12 protein-coding genes are annotated in these 16,677 nt (G+C 41.5%); 7 read left to right on the forward strand and 5 right to left on the reverse strand.

Annotated elements, in window-relative coordinates:
* Positions 1–165 (reverse strand): transposase (locus NBH16_RS04655; protein ID WP_284705621.1); only part of this gene is annotated, 165 nt, incomplete at its 3' end.
* A 238-nt stretch (positions 166–403) separates the two neighbouring features.
* On the opposite strand from NBH16_RS04655, the gene NBH16_RS04660 reads away from it, so the two are divergent.
* Positions 404–1,786 (forward strand): OmpP1/FadL family transporter, encoded by a 1,383-nt coding sequence (locus NBH16_RS04660; RefSeq protein ID WP_005864631.1) that lies wholly within the window; start codon positions 404–406, stop codon positions 1,784–1,786.
* A gap of 213 nt (positions 1,787–1,999) precedes the next feature.
* On the opposite strand, the gene glgP is transcribed toward NBH16_RS04660, so the two are convergent.
* Together glgP and NBH16_RS04670 are read right to left on the reverse strand one after the other, a co-directional pair.
* Complete coding sequence (glgP, locus tag NBH16_RS04665; RefSeq protein ID WP_005864633.1) at positions 2,000–4,570, reverse strand: alpha-glucan family phosphorylase; 2,571 nt, start codon at positions 4,568–4,570, stop codon at positions 2,000–2,002.
* Between the two features lie 73 nt (positions 4,571–4,643).
* The gene (locus tag NBH16_RS04670) at positions 4,644–6,302 is read right to left on the reverse strand and encodes a glycosyltransferase (RefSeq protein WP_009275771.1); all 1,659 of its coding nucleotides are present in this window, start codon (positions 6,300–6,302) and stop codon (positions 4,644–4,646) included.
* 128 nt (positions 6,303–6,430) lie between these two features.
* Between NBH16_RS04670 and NBH16_RS04675 the strand changes: the two genes are divergently transcribed.
* From NBH16_RS04675 to NBH16_RS04690, 4 genes are all read left to right on the forward strand, one after another.
* On the forward strand, positions 6,431–6,721 hold the full coding sequence (locus NBH16_RS04675; RefSeq protein WP_005854588.1) for a C2H2-type zinc finger protein: 291 nt from the start codon (positions 6,431–6,433) through the stop codon (positions 6,719–6,721).
* A 2-nt stretch (positions 6,722–6,723) separates the two neighbouring features.
* A complete protein-coding gene (locus NBH16_RS04680) occupies positions 6,724–7,272 on the forward strand; it encodes a 1-acyl-sn-glycerol-3-phosphate acyltransferase (RefSeq protein ID WP_008773478.1) in 549 nt (182 codons plus the stop codon).
* A 157-nt stretch (positions 7,273–7,429) separates the two neighbouring features.
* Complete coding sequence (locus NBH16_RS04685) at positions 7,430–8,215, forward strand: amidohydrolase (protein ID WP_048927602.1); 786 nt, start codon at positions 7,430–7,432, stop codon at positions 8,213–8,215.
* A 20-nt stretch (positions 8,216–8,235) separates the two neighbouring features.
* Positions 8,236–9,486 carry an MFS transporter gene (locus NBH16_RS04690; protein ID WP_048927603.1) on the forward strand — a complete coding sequence of 417 codons (1,251 nt, stop codon included), beginning with the start codon at positions 8,236–8,238 and terminating at the stop codon, positions 9,484–9,486.
* Between the two features lie 120 nt (positions 9,487–9,606).
* On the opposite strand, the gene NBH16_RS04695 is transcribed toward NBH16_RS04690, so the two are convergent.
* Entirely contained in the window at positions 9,607–11,523 is a 1,917-nt protein-coding gene (locus NBH16_RS04695) for a sensor histidine kinase (protein WP_221734665.1), read from the reverse strand.
* Positions 11,524–12,058: 535 nt separating this feature from the next.
* On the opposite strand from NBH16_RS04695, the gene NBH16_RS04700 reads away from it, so the two are divergent.
* Both NBH16_RS04700 and NBH16_RS04705 read left to right on the forward strand, forming a co-directional pair.
* Positions 12,059–12,814, forward strand: coding sequence for a hypothetical protein (locus tag NBH16_RS04700; RefSeq protein ID WP_008154623.1), 756 nt, complete (start codon positions 12,059–12,061; stop codon positions 12,812–12,814).
* 194 nt (positions 12,815–13,008) lie between these two features.
* Entirely contained in the window at positions 13,009–13,998 is a 990-nt protein-coding gene (locus NBH16_RS04705) for an AAA family ATPase (protein WP_008154624.1), read from the forward strand.
* 29 nt (positions 13,999–14,027) lie between these two features.
* On the opposite strand, the gene NBH16_RS04710 is transcribed toward NBH16_RS04705, so the two are convergent.
* Positions 14,028–16,613, reverse strand: a complete 2,586-nt coding sequence (locus NBH16_RS04710) for a S8 family peptidase (RefSeq protein ID WP_008154625.1) — start codon at positions 16,611–16,613, stop codon at positions 14,028–14,030.
* Positions 16,614–16,677: the final 64 nt, after the last annotated feature.

A 16,677-nucleotide genomic window follows, 5' to 3' on the forward strand; every position in this document is an offset into this window, starting at 1 on the left:
CGTTTTTGACTCAAAATAACCTTCCCAGCGACTGAAGGTCACGTAATCAACCGAATATTTCTTACATAGCCTGTACTTGGTTGAGCCACTCTCATAATACTCCTTCAGCATACGGAGCTTGAACTCCATGCTGTAATTTTTACGTTCTCTTAACTTGTTTGACATGTTACACACGTTCTTTTAATTGTTAATTACGTGTGAAGTAAATCTGTATCATGTCACTTTTTGATTATAACTAATACCTGATTTCACGTTACTACCTTTGCGGCTCTTCTATTGTTAATTAGTCTTATGTGTTTGCACAGTATTTGCTGTTTTGTGCGGCACATTTTTATTAAAAGTGTGCAGTGTTTGAAAAAAGTATTTATCTTTGCGACCGTTTTGTAATCAAGAAAAGTAAAACATGAAGAAAAAAGTAGTATTAGGTGCGGCATTGATGATGATGCCTTTGGTTTCTTTCGCTGGAGGATATTTGACGAATACGAATCAGCATGCAGCCTTTTTAAGGTCACTTTCGCGAGGTGCTGCAATTGATATAGACGGCGCTTTGTCAAACCCGGCGGGTCTTTCTTTTTTGCCGACAGACGGTTTCCGCGTTGGTGTGAGTATCCAAAGTGCTTTCCAGACCCGGGATATCGATGCCTCTTTCAGTACATACAATGGTTTCGACCCAGTGAATAAGGTGCCGACAGTGAGCGACGTTCCCTATAAAAAGTATTACAAAGGAAAGGCAGCCGCTCCTGTGATTCCGAGTGTTTTTGCGGCTTACAAAAAAGGTGATTGGACGATCTCCGGTTTCTTTGCCATTACGGGTGGAGGTGGTAAGGCTTCGTTTGACGATGGCCTGCCAATGTTCGAATCGGCTGCTATGGCCGGTATCTTCAAGGAAAGTGTAGCGAAATATATAAAGACTGGCGGTCAAAGTCCCATCGTCACGCCGGATATGTATACTATTAACAGTGCGATGGACGGAAAACAGTATATTTATTCCCTACAACTTGGCCTATCATACAAGATCACGGATTGGCTTTCTGCTTTTGCCGGAGGCCGGATGAACTATTTCTCAGGAAACTATGACGGGTATCTGGATGCAAAATTAAAACAGAATTTTGGTGGAGCGGATTTAATGAACCTGGCTTTGGATTGCGATCAGACAGGTTGGGGGTTGACACCGGTTTTGGGTGTTGATGTCAAATATGGTAAATTCAATTTCGGAGCTAAATATGAGTTTAAGACGAACTTGAACATCGAAAACAATACCAAGAAGTTGGATTATCCCGACAGTGCGGAAGATTTGGTTGGCCCTTATAAGCATGGTGTAAATACGCCGAACGATATTCCTTCCATGCTTTCGGTGGCAGCTTCTTATCGGTTTTTGCCCATGTTGAAGGCTTCTGTTGAGTATCACTTCTTCGATGACAAGAAGGCGGGAATGGCCGGTGGAAAGCAGAAGGAACTGGAAAGAGGTACGAATGAGTATCTGTTTGGTATAGAGTGGGATGTTGTCAAGAGATTGACCATTAGCGGTGGCGCTCAAATTACAGATTATGGTTTGTCTGATAATTTCCAAAGTGATGTTAGTTTCTCCTGCGATTCTTATTCGCTGGGCTTTGGTGCTAAAGTGATGTTGAGCGAAAAAATGGCTTTGAACGTGGGATATATGTGGACAACTTACCACGATTATACCAAGAAGATGGACAACTACTGCGGCACGGGACTTCCTGGGCAGAATGTGTATAGCCGCACCAACAAGGTGTTCGGATTAAGTTTGGACTACGCTTTCTAAGCTTGAAAATATTCGTATCCTATTGAAAAAGGAAGCTGCTGTCGTGCGGCTTCCTTTTTTTGATTCATGGGTATTCACGGACTATATGAACCTATGCTTTACGGCTCATAACCATAGGTTTTTGTCGCTGTAAAGCATAGCTGGGTATGGCATAAAAAAAAGAGGGTGCATGACGCACCCTCTTTCTTGATTATTTGTTTTACTTGTTGCCGATTATAACTGAATCCAACGTACATAAGCGAAGTCCATACGGTGAGGCAACTCCTTGTTTACAGGATATACACGGAAGCCCATCTTATGGTTACCAGCCTCGGAAGGAGTGGTCGTTAACTTGAAGAATAACTTGGAGCCTTCTTCCTTCATCAACTCGAACTGAGCGGTATTGATTGGTGACAGCGTGTGTTTCTCCGGATCTTCCTTCATGACAACCATTTCAGCACCTAACATACCTTGTAGTTCATGACGGTCGATTACCAAATTGAAGTTGTATTCTTTTCCTACAACCGGGCCGTTCACCGTCAAATCTTGGTCGCAAGTGAAAGATTCCACTTGGAAGCTATCCCAATGTTGCGCAACTTCCTCTTTCCAAGCAGCTAATTGCTTAGCGATCTCGTAGTTGTTAGCGGAAATATGAGCGGAACGAGTAGCCAATTTGTGATAGAAACGATCCTCATAATCGTCCAACATACGTTTCATCGTATAATCCGGAGCGATCTTGGCGATAGAGTTCTTGATATATTGGATCCAGTCCGGAGAGTAACCCTTGCTGTTCTTAGCGTAGTAAGTCGGGATAATCTCAGTTTCCAAGCAATGGTAGATCGTAGCCGCATCCAATTGGTCTTGGTATTGCTGGTTCTCATAAGTACGCTTGTCGGTCAATGCCCAACCTGCGCCTTCTACGTAACCCTCATACCACCAACCGTCAAGAACGGAGAAGTTCAATACACCGTTCATCTCGGCTTTCTCACCGGAAGTACCGGAAGCCTCTAACGGACGAGTCGGCGTGTTCAACCATACGTCTACACCGGAGATCAAACGACGGGCCAAACGCATATCGTAGTTCTCCAAGAAGATGATCTTTCCTAAGAACTCCGGACGGCGAGAGATCTCTACGATGTGTTTGATCAAACCTTGACCACCACCATCAGCCGGGTGAGCCTTACCGGTGAATACGAACTGAATCGGGAACTTCTCATTGTTAACGATCTTAGCCAAACGGTCTAAGTCCGTGAACAACAAGTGCGCACGCTTATAAGTAGCGAAACGACGACCGAAACCAATCAACAAGGCATTCGGATTGATCTTCTCAAGGATGGAAACTACCTTAGAAGGATCACCTTGGTTCTTCAACCAGCTATCTTTATATTGAACACGGATGTAATCAATCAATTTATTCTTCAAGGTCATACGGAGATTCCAGATTTCCTCGTCGGATACATTCTGGATTCCTTCCCAACATTTGCGATTTGATTGATCCTCGAAAAGCTTCGTGCCTAATTTATCCGCATAGAATTTCTTCATCTCCGTAGCGGCCCAAGTCGGCATGTGCACACCGTTCGTTACATAACCAACGTGCAGTTCATCCGGGAAGTAACCTTTCCAAACTGGGGCGAACATACGCTGAGAAACCTTACCGTGCAACCAGCTTACGCCGTTAGCCTCTTGGCAAGTGTTCAAGGCGAATACGCTCATGGAGAATTTCTCGTTAGAGCCCGGGTTCTCACGTCCCATATCGATGAAGTCTTGCCAGCTAATACCTAACTTGCCGGGGAACTCACCCATGTAACGTCCGAACAAACCCTCGTCAAAGTAATCGTGACCTGCCGGAACCGGAGTGTGTACCGTATAGAGGGCGGAAGCACGAACTACCTCCAACGCTTGGTTGAATGAAAGGCCGTCGTTCTGGATATAGTCTACCAAACGCTGAGCGTTGATCAAAGCGGCGTGTCCCTCGTTGCAGTGATAAATCTGTTTCTTGATACCTAACTTGTTCAGCATCATGATACCACCGATACCCAACAAATACTCTTGTTTCATACGGTTCTCCCAGTCGCCACCATATAATTGGTGCGTGATGGAACGATCCCATTCGCTGTTCTGAGGTATATCCGTATCCATTAAGTACAAAGGTACACGACCTACGCTAACTTTCCAGATATGAGCGTAAACGGTTCTGCCCGGATAAGGAACTTCCAATACCATTGGCTCTCCGTTCGACTGCAATACCTGAGTCAACGGCAGGGCGTTGAAATTTTGCGGCTCGTAATTGGCGATCTGCTGACCGTCCATGGACAAAGTCTGTGTGAAATATCCGTAACGATACAAGAAACCTACGGCACATAAATCGATATTACTATCGCTGGCCTCTTTCAAGTAGTCACCGGCTAATACTCCCAGACCACCTGAGTAAATCTTTAATACATTGGTCAAACCGTACTCCATGCTGAAGTAGGCTACAGACGGTTGTGTCTTGTCGGGTTTTACATTGATATAAGCTTTGAAATCAGCGTATACCTTTTGGATTTCAGCCATTAACTCCTTATCTGCTAAGATCTCTTCCATACGTTTGTGTGAAAGGCTTTGCAATAGCTGTACAGGGTTACCTTCTGTGGATTTCCAAAGTTGTTTGTCGATCTTGCCAAATAGTTTAGCGCCTTCATGATTCCATACCCACCAAAGATTCGTAGCGATCTCATTAAGTGGTTCCAACTGTTGTGGAAGCTTGGAATGTGAGTAGACGTCCTTCCAAATAGGACTGTTTGCGTTATTCGCCTTAATTTTCATTATCGTGAAGTTTAAAGTGTTTGTCTAAAAACGAGTGCAAAGATAGCATTATCTTATTAATTATGAGCAATATTTAACTATTTCTTTCCTCGGCATGCCTCATGGCGATATCGAATGCGGTCAGATAATAGTCGATAAACTTGCTCCATTCAGCTTTTCGAGCGAGATCGAAACAACGCTGTTTGATTTCCTCGATGTCCGTAGCATCCTTTTGGCTGAGAGCCAGGATGGAGTTCATGATAGCGTCCGCTACCTCAAAATAATTGAAATCCGTACGATTAATAACCTCTACGCCTTCGCTAAGGTTATCTCCGGATACCGTTTTCTTCGCCCACATACCGAAACCGGCCAGATTGGTCGTGATCGTCGGTATACCGAAAGCGATACTTTCCAGCGGGGTATATCCCCACGGCTCGTAGTAGGAAGGATATACGGTAGCGTCCATCCCTATCAGCATATCATAATAGGTCTTATTGAAAATACCTCCTTTACCGTCCAAATAACAAGGAACGAATATAATCTTTAGTTTTTCGGATGCCGCGTTCGTGAAGCCGGCGTGGTTGATATAATTCAAGACCTTATCTTCTGGCATATTATGCAACCAGTGCGTAATGAAAGGGATTTGAAGCGGAGAGGTCGTCTTTATGTCCTGCTCGATCGCCTCTTTTAAATCCGCACGGGCGGCACGTACCCAAGCCGGTACCATGATAAAGGCGACGACCTCACGCTGCAGGCGTCCGGACGTACGTACACGGTTCATCGCCTCGATGAAGACATCGATACCTTTATTTCTGTATTCATAGCGGCCACTGGTGGAAACCAGCAAAGCGTTCGGGTCGATGGAGCAGCCCAATAATTTCTCCGCAACATTAATTAATGTACGACGTGCCTCCTTCCGCTTTTTAGCGTATTCCTTACCCTCTGGTACAAAGTTGGGCTCAAAGCCGTTCGGGGTAACGATATCCGGTGCCTTATCCAATAACTGTTTACATTCACGGGCCGTGATATCGCTTACGGTCGTGAAGCAATCCACGTAATGGGCGGCCTGCTTCTCTACAGAATGCTTGGCCTCCATGTTTAGCTCCTTAGCCATCTGATCGCCGTTGTAACCGTCCATATAAGCGTATAACGCTTTGTTGTTACCGGCGATAGAGCGTCCGATCGATGTGGCATGCGTCGTGAAAAGTGTCGCTATGGCAGGGATTTGCTTTTGAATGTAAAGCGCTCCCATCGCCAACATCCATTCGTTGAATAGGGCGGCGACTTTCTTGTTTTCCAGTTTGTAGAAGTGATAGAAACTCTCTATTACCTTACCGACCGCATACGCGAAGATACAAGACTCATCGTAATCGCCGTAGGCGTGGATGGAGTCAACTCGGAAATTTTCCCACATAGAATAGAAAAAGGCGTCTCGTTCACTGAAGTAGGACTTGAAATCTACCAGTATAACAGGGGGGGTACCCGGTACGTTCCAGCGACCAACCTTAACTTTCAAGTGATCCACTGCCTCGGCGTGCTTTCTCCAATCCTCAAACAAAGATGCGTCTTCCGTAAAATCGGGAGCGGTTGTGTTTGCCCACACATCCGGACCGATGAATATTACTTTGTCGTTAAAAATTTGTTGAAGCGTATGAGCTTTAGTCGATAGTACGGTATAAATACCTCCCACTTTATTACAGACTTCCCAGCTGCTTTCAAAGAGAAATTCTGGCGTCTTTATCATTTCGTTCATATTTGATTTGTTTATAATCAATGATTTCACCGCTGCAAAGATAATTCATTTTATGTTTTTTCTTGACCTTTCCTCGGTATTTAATAACATATGTTCTATATTTGTGGATAATTAAATATGAAATAATTATGGCTAAAAGAAGAATTTTAAAGAAAGAGATCAGCTACGTGGCTGGTGAATTGTTCACGGAAGCGCTGGTTTGCAAATTGTATATACCCGGAGTAAATCAAGAGAAAGCGGATGCTTTGATGGCTCGTATCCTAGATATGCAAGATAGTTATATCGTCCGTGCCGGACATCCCGACGGTAAGGATAACAAGGCTCTCGTACGGAATTATTATCGCAAATTAAGAGAGGACTTGCAAAACGAGGTTAACGCTATCGCCGACGAGATAGGAGAGTTGAGCAAGGACAAATAGGCATGAAGAAGGCAATTAGTAAGGCGATACTCCGTATGGCGGGGTGGAAGCTGGGCCCGGTGGATGGCGTGGATTTGCCGAAATGTATCGTATGTGTGGCTCCGCATACCAGTAACTGGGATTTTATCGTAGGGAAACTTTTTTATACCTCGATCGGGTGTAACGCCGGTTTCCTTATTAAGAAAGAGTGGTTCTTTTTCCCTTTTAATTTGCTGTTTAACTGGCTGGGAGGTGTTCCAGTGGATCGTGGTAAACGTACGTCGGTGACCGATCAGATGGTGGAACGTTTCAAGACCAGTGAGCGGTTTCAATTGGCCGTCACACCGGAAGGTACCCGGAAGCGGGCCAAGGACTGGAAAAAAGGATTCTATTTTATCGCTTTGAAAGCGAACGTGCCGATCGTGGTGGCTTATTTTGATTATGGAAAGAAAGAGGTGGGTACGAAAGGTGTTTTTTATCCGACAGGTGATGTGGATAAAGATATCCATACGATACGAGAGATGTATCGGGGAGTTACCGCCTGCCATCCTGAGAATTTCGTACAGGTATAGGAGTTTCATGGTGAAGAAATAAGAGTTTTACTATAGGAAAACAAAAGTTTTCCCTAGGAGAAACAAAAGTTTTGCTATGAAGAAACTACCGTTTCTTCACCATGAAACTGTTTCCTTGTCACAATATGTCTTTTTATTACCTTAATATCTTTATTCTATGACTGAAGACTTACGTATCAGCATGATACAATCCCATATCATTTGGGAAGACCGTGAAGAGAACTTGGGTTATTATGGCGAACTGTTGCGCCGTGTTAGTGGAAGAACCGATTTAGCTGTATTGCCGGAGACGTTTACTACGGGATTTTCCATGGACGTAGAGCGACAAGCCGATACGATGGAGGGCCAGACCGTACCGACTATAAAAGAATGGGCTAAGAAATATAAACTGGCCGTGGCTGGAAGTTTTATCGCGAAAGATAACGGAAAGTTCTACAACCGGGCTTTTTTCATCACTCCGGAAGGAGAGGAGTATTATTACGATAAGCGTCATTTGTTCCGTATGGCGGAAGAGGACAAGCATTTCTCGGCGGGCGACAAACGTCTGATCGTGCCTTATAAAGGCTGGAATATCTGTTTGCAGGTTTGTTATGACTTGCGTTTCCCGGTTTGGAGCCGCAACGTGAATAATGAATATGATCTTTTGATTTATGTAGCCAATTGGCCCGAGGTCCGGAAGAAGGCGTGGAAGGCATTGCTGCATGCACGTGCCATCGAGAACATGGCTTATGTCTGTGGCGTGAACCGTGTGGGGGTAGATGGGAAAGGTTTTCTTTTCAGAGGGGATTCTATGATTTATAACGCTAAGGGAAAGAAATTGGCGGATGCCGGAAAACGAGAGGAAATCACCCGGACATGTACCTTGAAGAAGAGCGAGCTGGATGAATTCCGGGCTAAGTTCCCGGCGTGGAAGGATGCGGATGGATTTAGTATTGACTTCTAATCATCTGATTCCTGCTGATTATGGAAAAACGTAGTCCTTGGGCTTGGATCCCGTCTCTTTATTTCGCCGAAGGCTTGCCCTACGTGGTAGTCATGACGCTTTCTGTGATCATGTATAAACGTTTGGGCGTCTCGAATACGGATATCGCCTTGTTTACCAGTTGGCTTTATTTTCCTTGGGTGATCAAGCCCATCTGGAGCCCGTTCGTAGACTTGATAAAAACGAAGCGTTGGTGGATTTATGGCATGCAGTTATTGATTGGTGGGGGAATGGCTGGTGTGGCGTTTGTCCTTCCCGGGGATTTCTTTCTGCGGTTTACCTTGGCTTTCTTTTGGTTGATGGCGTTTAGTTCCGCTACGCACGATATCGCTGCGGATGGGTTCTATATGCTGGGCTTGACGGAGGAGCAACAGGCGTTCTTCATCGGTATCCGAAATACGTTCTACAGGGTGGCGATGCTAACCGGACAAGGTCTGCTGGTTATGCTGGCGGGACTTTTGGAGGAGAGTACCGGGCGGATTTCTTTTGCTTGGAGTCTGGTGTTTTTTGTATTGGCCGGTACCTTTATCGCCTTGGCTTTGTGGCATAAGTATATCTTACCCCGTCCGGCGAGTGACGCGCAACGTACGAATATCACCCCTTATACCATCTTGGTGGAGTTCGGCAATACTTTCGTGAGCTTTTTCAGCAAGAAAGGGATTATCCCGGCTTTGCTTTTTATGCTGACGTATCGTTTGGGGGAATCCCAATTGGTAAAGTTGGCTTCTCCTTTCCTGCTGGATGGGCGGGAGGTTGGCGGGTTGGCGCTCAGTACCGGTGAGGTCGGGTTCGCTTATGGTACGGTGGGAGTGATCTCCTTATTGCTCGGAGGGGTTTTAGGAGGTCTGGCTATATCCCGGGGTGGCTTGAAGACTTGGTTATGGCCTATGGCATTGGCTATCTCCTTGCCGAATCTGGTTTATTTGTATATGGCCTATACGATGCCGGAGAGTATTGTTGTCGTAAACGCTTGTGTCGCTGTCGAGCAATTCGGCTACGGGTTTGGCTTTACGGCTTATACGATGTATCTGATGCTTTTCGCCGAGGGGGAATATAAGACTTCGCATTATGCGATCAGTACCGGTTTCATGGCGTTAGGTATGATGCTACCGGGAATGGCATCGGGATGGATACAGGAGCAGATCGGTTACCAACATTTCTTTATCTGGGTAATGATCTGTTGCATACCTTTATTTATTGTATTGCCGTTCTTGCGTTTCAAGAAAAAATAATCTTATACCGATAATCCGGGAGTGTAGGGGAGGGTCACGATGAATGTGCTACCTTCCCTTTCTTTGGATTTTAGGGTGATCAAAGAAGTAATGTTTGTTTTCTTTGCTTCTGAGGCTGGTTTATAATTGAAAAACCAAGGAGATGCGGCAACCCTTATTCTTTTCGGACTGGAGCAAGATACGCCCGTTTAATTGTTTTACGATAGCTTGGCAGATCGATAGTCCAAGACCTGTTCCTTGCACGAAATCATCCAGCTTCTTGAAACGCTCGAATATCGCTTCTTGGTCCTCGGGAGAGATCCCGATGCCTGTATCCTGCACATAAAGTCGGACGTCTTGTGCATTGGTGGAATACTCGTAACCGATCTCTATAAAGCCTGCGGAAGTAAATTTTATGGCATTTTTCAGTATGTTCTCGAGCGCTTGGTAAAGTCGCTCTTTATCCGAATATAAGCAGATCGGCGTATCGGGGCATTTCTCCTTGAATTCGATACCTTCGGGGACATCGGAAAGATGTTGTTTATAAAGGGTTTTCACTAAATCCGTTAAATTGCAGGATTCCTTATGAAATATGATACCTCCGGATTCAATCCTTGCTAAATCCAATATGTCATTGACTAACTTTAGTAATAACTCGTTATTGGTCGTGATGATATTAGCGTATTGCTCCTTCTCTTCCGCTGTCAGATCCAGTTCGGCGATTAGGCTTGAAAAGCCGATGATCGCATTTAGCGGGGTACGTATCTCATGACTCATGTTAGCCAAGAATACGGATTTCATCCGGTCGGACTCATTGGCTTTCTCCAAGGCTTCCGCTAATGATTCCTTTTCATGTAATAGGGCTTTTTGCGCTTGTCGTTTTGCCTTGGATTCTTGGGTATACATGATGATGAAGCTACCGAAGACAAAGCAGCACATCGTGCAGACTACGATTATCAAGCTCCAGAATAATCTTGGATATTGGTCCTTAAAAGGAAAGTTCAAAAGTATAGCATCCTTCGGAAGAAGCCTTTTATCGATATTCCAATATTTGACTTCATTGAAATCAAATACATAATTCTTCTTGCTCTTTGTTATCTGTGGGAATGATTCGCTAGGGGAGCCTTTTAATATTTCCGCGGCTCTATCGGTAGATTCTTCTATTTGGGTTTCCAAGGAGGTGATATAACCACCTACAAGTTTATTCGAATATCCTAGGTCCTCGTTGATCGCCGTAAAAGAGGGTTTACTGGAAAAACGGCTGGTGTTCAATACCCGGTAATCCCGTTTGGCCTGTAGATAGTAGATGTAAGGGACGTGTTTACTCATGTACCAAGAAACAGCTGATAGCTTGTCTCCTTGCACGGGCACGACGTTGACGGTCGTACTATCCGGTCGTTTTAAGCTTTGATTGACCCTGTCCAAAGTAGCGATCTCTACCGGTATATACATGATGCGATTATTATCGACCCGAATGTCTACTTGAGCACATTGCTCATGTAACGTAGCCTTAATGTGCCTATCTATATACGTGCTATCGTGCAACATATAAATCGTAGACTTGCCCAACAGATGTTCTATCAAGCGGATGTTCGTGACGTAGTCGGGCTCGTCCCAGAATCCGGAAACATTCGAATATTGCGCTAATAGTGCCTTATTGGGGAAATTTACGCCGCCAAATACAATGGGGACTGTAGAGATTAGCGGATGATGGCATTGCATTAACGTGTAAGTCGCTTGATCCTCGTAGACCAAAATCAGATCGGGTTTCCAAGTAGAGATCGAATCTAGATACAGGTACATCCGTTTTTCTTCGGCGGGTGCCGCATATTGCTCGCAGTTCAAATAGAATGTTTGGATCGACGGATTAATCCCCTTTTTCTCGAGGGATTCCCGGATCAACCGATCGCAGTCTTTATAAGCTACATAATCGCTTTCATAGGAATGCACTACTAATATACGATATTTATTTCCCGACTGTTGACAAGAGGACTGTAGAATGGCTAGCAGAAAAAGTAGAACAAATATGTAATATTTCTGTATAGATCTCGCTAGCATAAGTCGAAAATTAGTACGTTGCCCTTAATCGTAATTTAAAATGAGTGTTTTTATGCGAGTGCAAACTTATTAATAATTATTGGATATCAATGGCTTTTTTATTGAATATATAGGGCTAAAATAAAAAACGGCTATCAGATCCCGAAGGACCCGATAGCCGTTTTTCTATCTTATGTGGAGTAAAGGAGCGATTAAAACCGCTTCTTTTTATTTTACTTCCTCAAATATAATATATATTGATTATAAGCAATTTATAAATCTATGGTACAAATAAGGACAATTTTATAAGCGACACACAAAAAGCATAAGGACAAACCTGGCTTTATGTAGGTCAAAGAAAGATTTATATTTATTTAACTATTCATTTCTTATTTGCAGATGTTTTCATTTTTTCATCGGTATTTTCTCTTGTTATGCTCTTGTTTGCAAAAACACCATAAAATGAAGTTATTGCCTCTTTGCTGCTTATTTTTGGCTTTCGTTTTTTATGGAAATACATTATACCTTTGCAAGACAACCATAGATAAAAATAGTTATGAAGCAAAGGCAACATATATTCCAATCGTGGGCAATAGAAGTAGTAACAGTGCTTCTGGCATCCACAATATCATTTCCAGTAAGTGATGCTTTGAATGTGCAGTTAAGCATTCTCCCTTTTGTCATGGTAGCTTGTTATGTTGCTCTAAAACTCATTTACCATTTATGCCTCTCTCTGTCGGCACATATAATATCTCTTGCTTTTTTAGTCCGCCATAAGCCTACGAAATCTGACCGACAAACTAAAGATGATTGCACTTTTGCAACTGCTATATCTACGGTTGACAATGACAATATTCAAATGAAACGGATGGAGTTATTCCATTATGAGTACCAGCACAAAGAACGACAATACCTACAGCAAAAAGAAAGAGAAGAAGATGAAAAACTACAAGCCGTATTGCAATACACTCGAAATACATTCAGGCAGTTTGATTTTAGCGAAGAAGAAATTTTCCAAATCTGCGAATGTGTCCGATACTTTGTCACCAATCAGCAAGCTCTTAGCGTAAACATCCACATCAAACGGCGTACAGCTGTTACCCAAATTTCATTAAAGAACTTCGCTTGGAACATTGCTTTCCAATATAACATCAGCCGGGATGTCACGGCTCAATTCGTTATACAAACATTCCACGAATGGTTTGTCAATTCCACCATTGATACAATCAGAAAGAATTTGCGAACAACAACTGGAAATCATAAGATTAAAATAGATGAGCAAATTATCAAACACCCAACCATATCAAACTGAGAAGAAAAGACATCAATAAAACAAATAAGGGAAATACTTATTTTCATAAATTGCGATATGATGTTAATGCAAACAGATTCTATAAAGTTGATGTTGAAATTGATCTCTTGTTAAATTATCCTTTTCAATCTTCCAAAATTTTGGTAATTCGACTAAATTGCCTAATTTTGTAAATTAAAGAAAATAAATTCATTATGAAGCAGGCTGATTACATCAAGCAAATAGCAAAATTTGCCTTAGCAAATGACAATGCTCGTTTGCGAGATTTGTTGTATCAGTATGTAGAATATTCTCAACAAAATAACAGAGGCAAATTTGCAACTGAAATCCTATCTATCATTAAAGATTCTGATAGAGAGAATTCATTGGGAAAGCTAAAAGAATATCGACTAAATAAGCATTTTGACTACAAAGCTGACGAGTATATTTTACAGACAGTAACGTCTTCATTTACAATGAAGGATTTAGTTTGTACGCAAGATGTTCGTGAGGAATTTGAATATTTTATCAAGGAAAGACAACAAACTGAGGCTCTTGTCCAAATGGATATTCCAGTATCCAATAAGATATTGCTTCATGGCCCATCAGGATGTGGAAAGACATTAAGTGCCTATGTATTAGCTGGCGAATTGAATCGTCCACTGATTATAGTCAATTTGGGTACAGTCATTTCATCGAGACTAGGAGAAACAAGCAAAAATCTCACTCAAATATTTAAGACTGCAGTTCAGGAAAAAGCTATTGTTTTGCTTGATGAGTTTGACAGCTTAGGGAAAATAAGAGATTACGATCAAGATCATGGCGAAATGAAACGGGTTGTAAATACCATATTACAACTATTTGATTTTGTAAGTCAAGATACTATCATCATTGCAGCTACTAATCAATTACAAATGATAGACGAAGCCCTTATTAGAAGGTTTGATTTATCTATTAAGATGGATTTACCAAACTCTGAACAGGTACATGCTCTTATCCAATATACGATTAAAGATCGGTTCGTCTTTGACGATGAACAAGTCAAAGAAAACATTATCAATAGCGAATGTAGAAATTTGTCCTACTACGTTATAAAACGCGCTTTGCTTAATGCAATCAAACGGAATATATTAGATGGATATAATGACAATATTATTCGAACTAATATTTGGAAAAAACTCTTAAACGATAAAAGGATTAGCTAATGCCAATCCTTTTATCGTTTAAATTTAAATTATAGTTCTGCTTCAAGAGCAGCCTGAGCAATAGCTTCCACTATATTGACTTGCTCCAAACTATCGTATAAACTGTTCCCATCCAATTCTGCAGAATGTTTTTGTTCAATCGTCAGCACAAATGAGAATGGATGATTTGTGCCTTCTAAATACTCACGACCTGTGCATCGAAAAATAATAGATATCTGATTACGAATCTTTTCGATTTCATCACGGCTAATATTTAAACTCATCTTCTGTACATTTGAGAACATTTTACTTGATACAGGGTAAAAATCATCAGACCATGAACCTACGCTAGACTTTATTGCCATTCTATCCTTATCGTCAGAGGCTCTTTTACTTGCATATTCCTCTGCATTCTTTCTTGGTTCATCATGATTCATACTATTTCCAAAGTTAAAAGCAATATGAATTGGGCAATAAGATAATACATCAGCCCGTTTAGGATTAAACTTATAGCAAAGTGTAGCAGTTAAAGTTAATAATACACCTTTCTTTGAGTATTGAAGTAAATAATTAGGGATATTCAGATTAACAACCTTGTGACTATCGAAAGCTATTGTATCTTCAATAACAAACGTACAACGATTATCGTCTGAATCTATACACTTAGAAATGTTAGGCACACCATGACCAGAAATATACTTGGATAATCGTTCTGCACTATACTTTTTGGATAAAAGAGTTTTCTCTTTACTATCAACATAGGGATATGAATTATTATCCAAAAATTTCAATTCATCGATAATCTCTTCGAGATAATACTTTTTAATCGGTTCTGCACTATTAATCATCAAAGCCTTCACTGATTGCATATTTATGTTAGGATATTTACTAACAATCTTAGCTGCAATATTAGCTGCTAATGGAGTTGCGTAACTCGTTCCAGAGTTTTGTTCTATTTTCAGGCCTGTTCCATCTATTCTCGGTGCTAAAACTAGCATGCGTGACTCAACATCCAATTGGTCACCACCAGGCATAACAATATCTGGCTTAAAGAGATTCTTATTTTTTTGGTTGTTCTTGAAACGAGTGCCATTAATCAACGAATTGTAGTCTATGTGGTATTTACGCGAATAATAAGCAGGAAACTCACACCCCAAACTCAATCCATGATTACCGTGATTAATATTATAACTTTCAGCAATAGCACCAACAGACATGTTGTTCATGCTTTCACTAGGTTCACAAAGATTCATACACTCGCCGTCGTGACACTCTGTTTCTTCTATCGAAATGAAGGGATTATAATAATGATTCGGATATTTCAGAAAACGCTTAACTCTTTCACTCGTATTAGGATTAGCAGCAACAATCTGCATATTCTTAATATCCTCTTCACTAAGATTACCAACGGAAATAAAAATCAGCAAATCATATATGTAGGCTAATTCGTCAAGTATATATGCATAAGTAGAAATATCCTCATTATAAAATTTTCCACGAACGGACATTGAAAGATTAAAGATACGAATGCCATAGTTTTGATGAGCTATAGTGATAGCCTCTTTTATGTCGGCGATGTTCACGAGTCCAGTTTCGCCTCTCTGTACTTTGATAGAAAAGATTTTGGCATCAGCATCAACTACGTTAGCATCCATGTTACGATAGAAGTTGTTTCCGAATGCAGCTAATGTTGCAACAGTTGTACCATGACTTGAATCGGACCTTAAATCAATCTCATACGGATGCGGGGTATTCTTATCAACTAAATCAAGTCCATCATGTTCCAATATGGGATCTAGTACGGCCAGTCTTTGAACACCTGTATCAATTACACCAATAATTGGTGCTCCTTCCAGCAAATTTAAAGTTGCATCTGACACCCTTTCCAAATCACCAAAAGTGTTAGGACGTACACGAGTAGTGTACAAAGATTGAATTCTTTGTATCACATCAAAATTATCCAATAAAATAGCCAAATCATCTTTAGAAATGAAGTTTATTTGGTATATTCCAGATTCTATCCTTTTATAAAGAATCTGCTTCTGATCTAAATACTCCTCCATTGCTTTCACTATAGCTTGATGTTTCATCGCTATTCTAGGTGAACTCTCCACCAACTCTAGAAGTACATCATGAGCATCATCGCTTGTAATACCAAAAGGCTTCATCGAATCACTATCCCAATAACTAAAACCGGCCATCAAAGTCAGTGGCTTATATTCTGTACTTTCGTTATTTTCTTCCGTTGAAAAGGAATCAATTTGAGTTATAAAAACATCATTAAATCGATCTTCGTCAACTATAGCGAATAGGACAGTCTGATTCATGTTGGAATAATTAAGCTCGGATAATCCATAGACTTGGCAATATTGTCTTGTTAAGGTGCTATCTGCAATTTTCAAAAAATCAATAGACAGCATATCAAAATGTTCACTTACCACATCTTGTCTCCGTAAGCTATGGCGTTCTTCTAAGGCTTGCTTAAAATTAATTCGGCAACGATGAAGCTTTTCTCTCTGCCGACAATAATTCTTTTCGTCTTCCGAAGTTTCTTCTTCATCATCTCTGCCTCTTGTTCGGTTAAACTTAAGGCAGATACCAAATTCGTTCTTTAAAAACAGATGACTTTTACCCATTGTATCGAACCATTTAATAAATACAAAACATTCTAAACTACAAAATTAGCAACATCTTTTAAAA

The sequence above is a fragment of the Parabacteroides sp. Y3-G-102 genome (genome assembly GCF_023656845.1).
Lineage (GTDB): Bacteria > Bacteroidota > Bacteroidia > Bacteroidales > Tannerellaceae > Parabacteroides > Parabacteroides distasonis.

Bases quoted from the DNA above. Each gene is read 5' to 3' on its own strand.
- NBH16_RS04670 (WP_009275771.1), bottom strand. From the start codon at position 6,302: ATGAACGAAATGATAAAGACGCCAGAATTTCTCTTTGAAAGCAGCTGG.
- NBH16_RS04675 (WP_005854588.1), top strand. From the start codon at position 6,431: ATGGCTAAAAGAAGAATTTTAAAGAAAGAGATCAGCTACGTGGCTGGT.
- NBH16_RS04685 (WP_048927602.1), top strand. From the start codon at position 7,430: ATGACTGAAGACTTACGTATCAGCATGATACAATCCCATATCATTTGG.
- NBH16_RS04680 (WP_008773478.1), top strand. From the start codon at position 6,724: ATGAAGAAGGCAATTAGTAAGGCGATACTCCGTATGGCGGGGTGGAAG.
- NBH16_RS04705 (WP_008154624.1), top strand. From the start codon at position 13,009: ATGAAGCAGGCTGATTACATCAAGCAAATAGCAAAATTTGCCTTAGCA.
- glgP (WP_005864633.1), bottom strand. From the start codon at position 4,570: ATGAAAATTAAGGCGAATAACGCAAACAGTCCTATTTGGAAGGACGTC.
- NBH16_RS04700 (WP_008154623.1), top strand. From the start codon at position 12,059: ATGAAGCAAAGGCAACATATATTCCAATCGTGGGCAATAGAAGTAGTA.
- NBH16_RS04710 (WP_008154625.1), bottom strand. From the start codon at position 16,613: ATGGGTAAAAGTCATCTGTTTTTAAAGAACGAATTTGGTATCTGCCTT.
- NBH16_RS04660 (WP_005864631.1), top strand. From the start codon at position 404: ATGAAGAAAAAAGTAGTATTAGGTGCGGCATTGATGATGATGCCTTTG.
- NBH16_RS04690 (WP_048927603.1), top strand. From the start codon at position 8,236: ATGGAAAAACGTAGTCCTTGGGCTTGGATCCCGTCTCTTTATTTCGCC.
- NBH16_RS04695 (WP_221734665.1), bottom strand. From the start codon at position 11,523: ATGCTAGCGAGATCTATACAGAAATATTACATATTTGTTCTACTTTTT.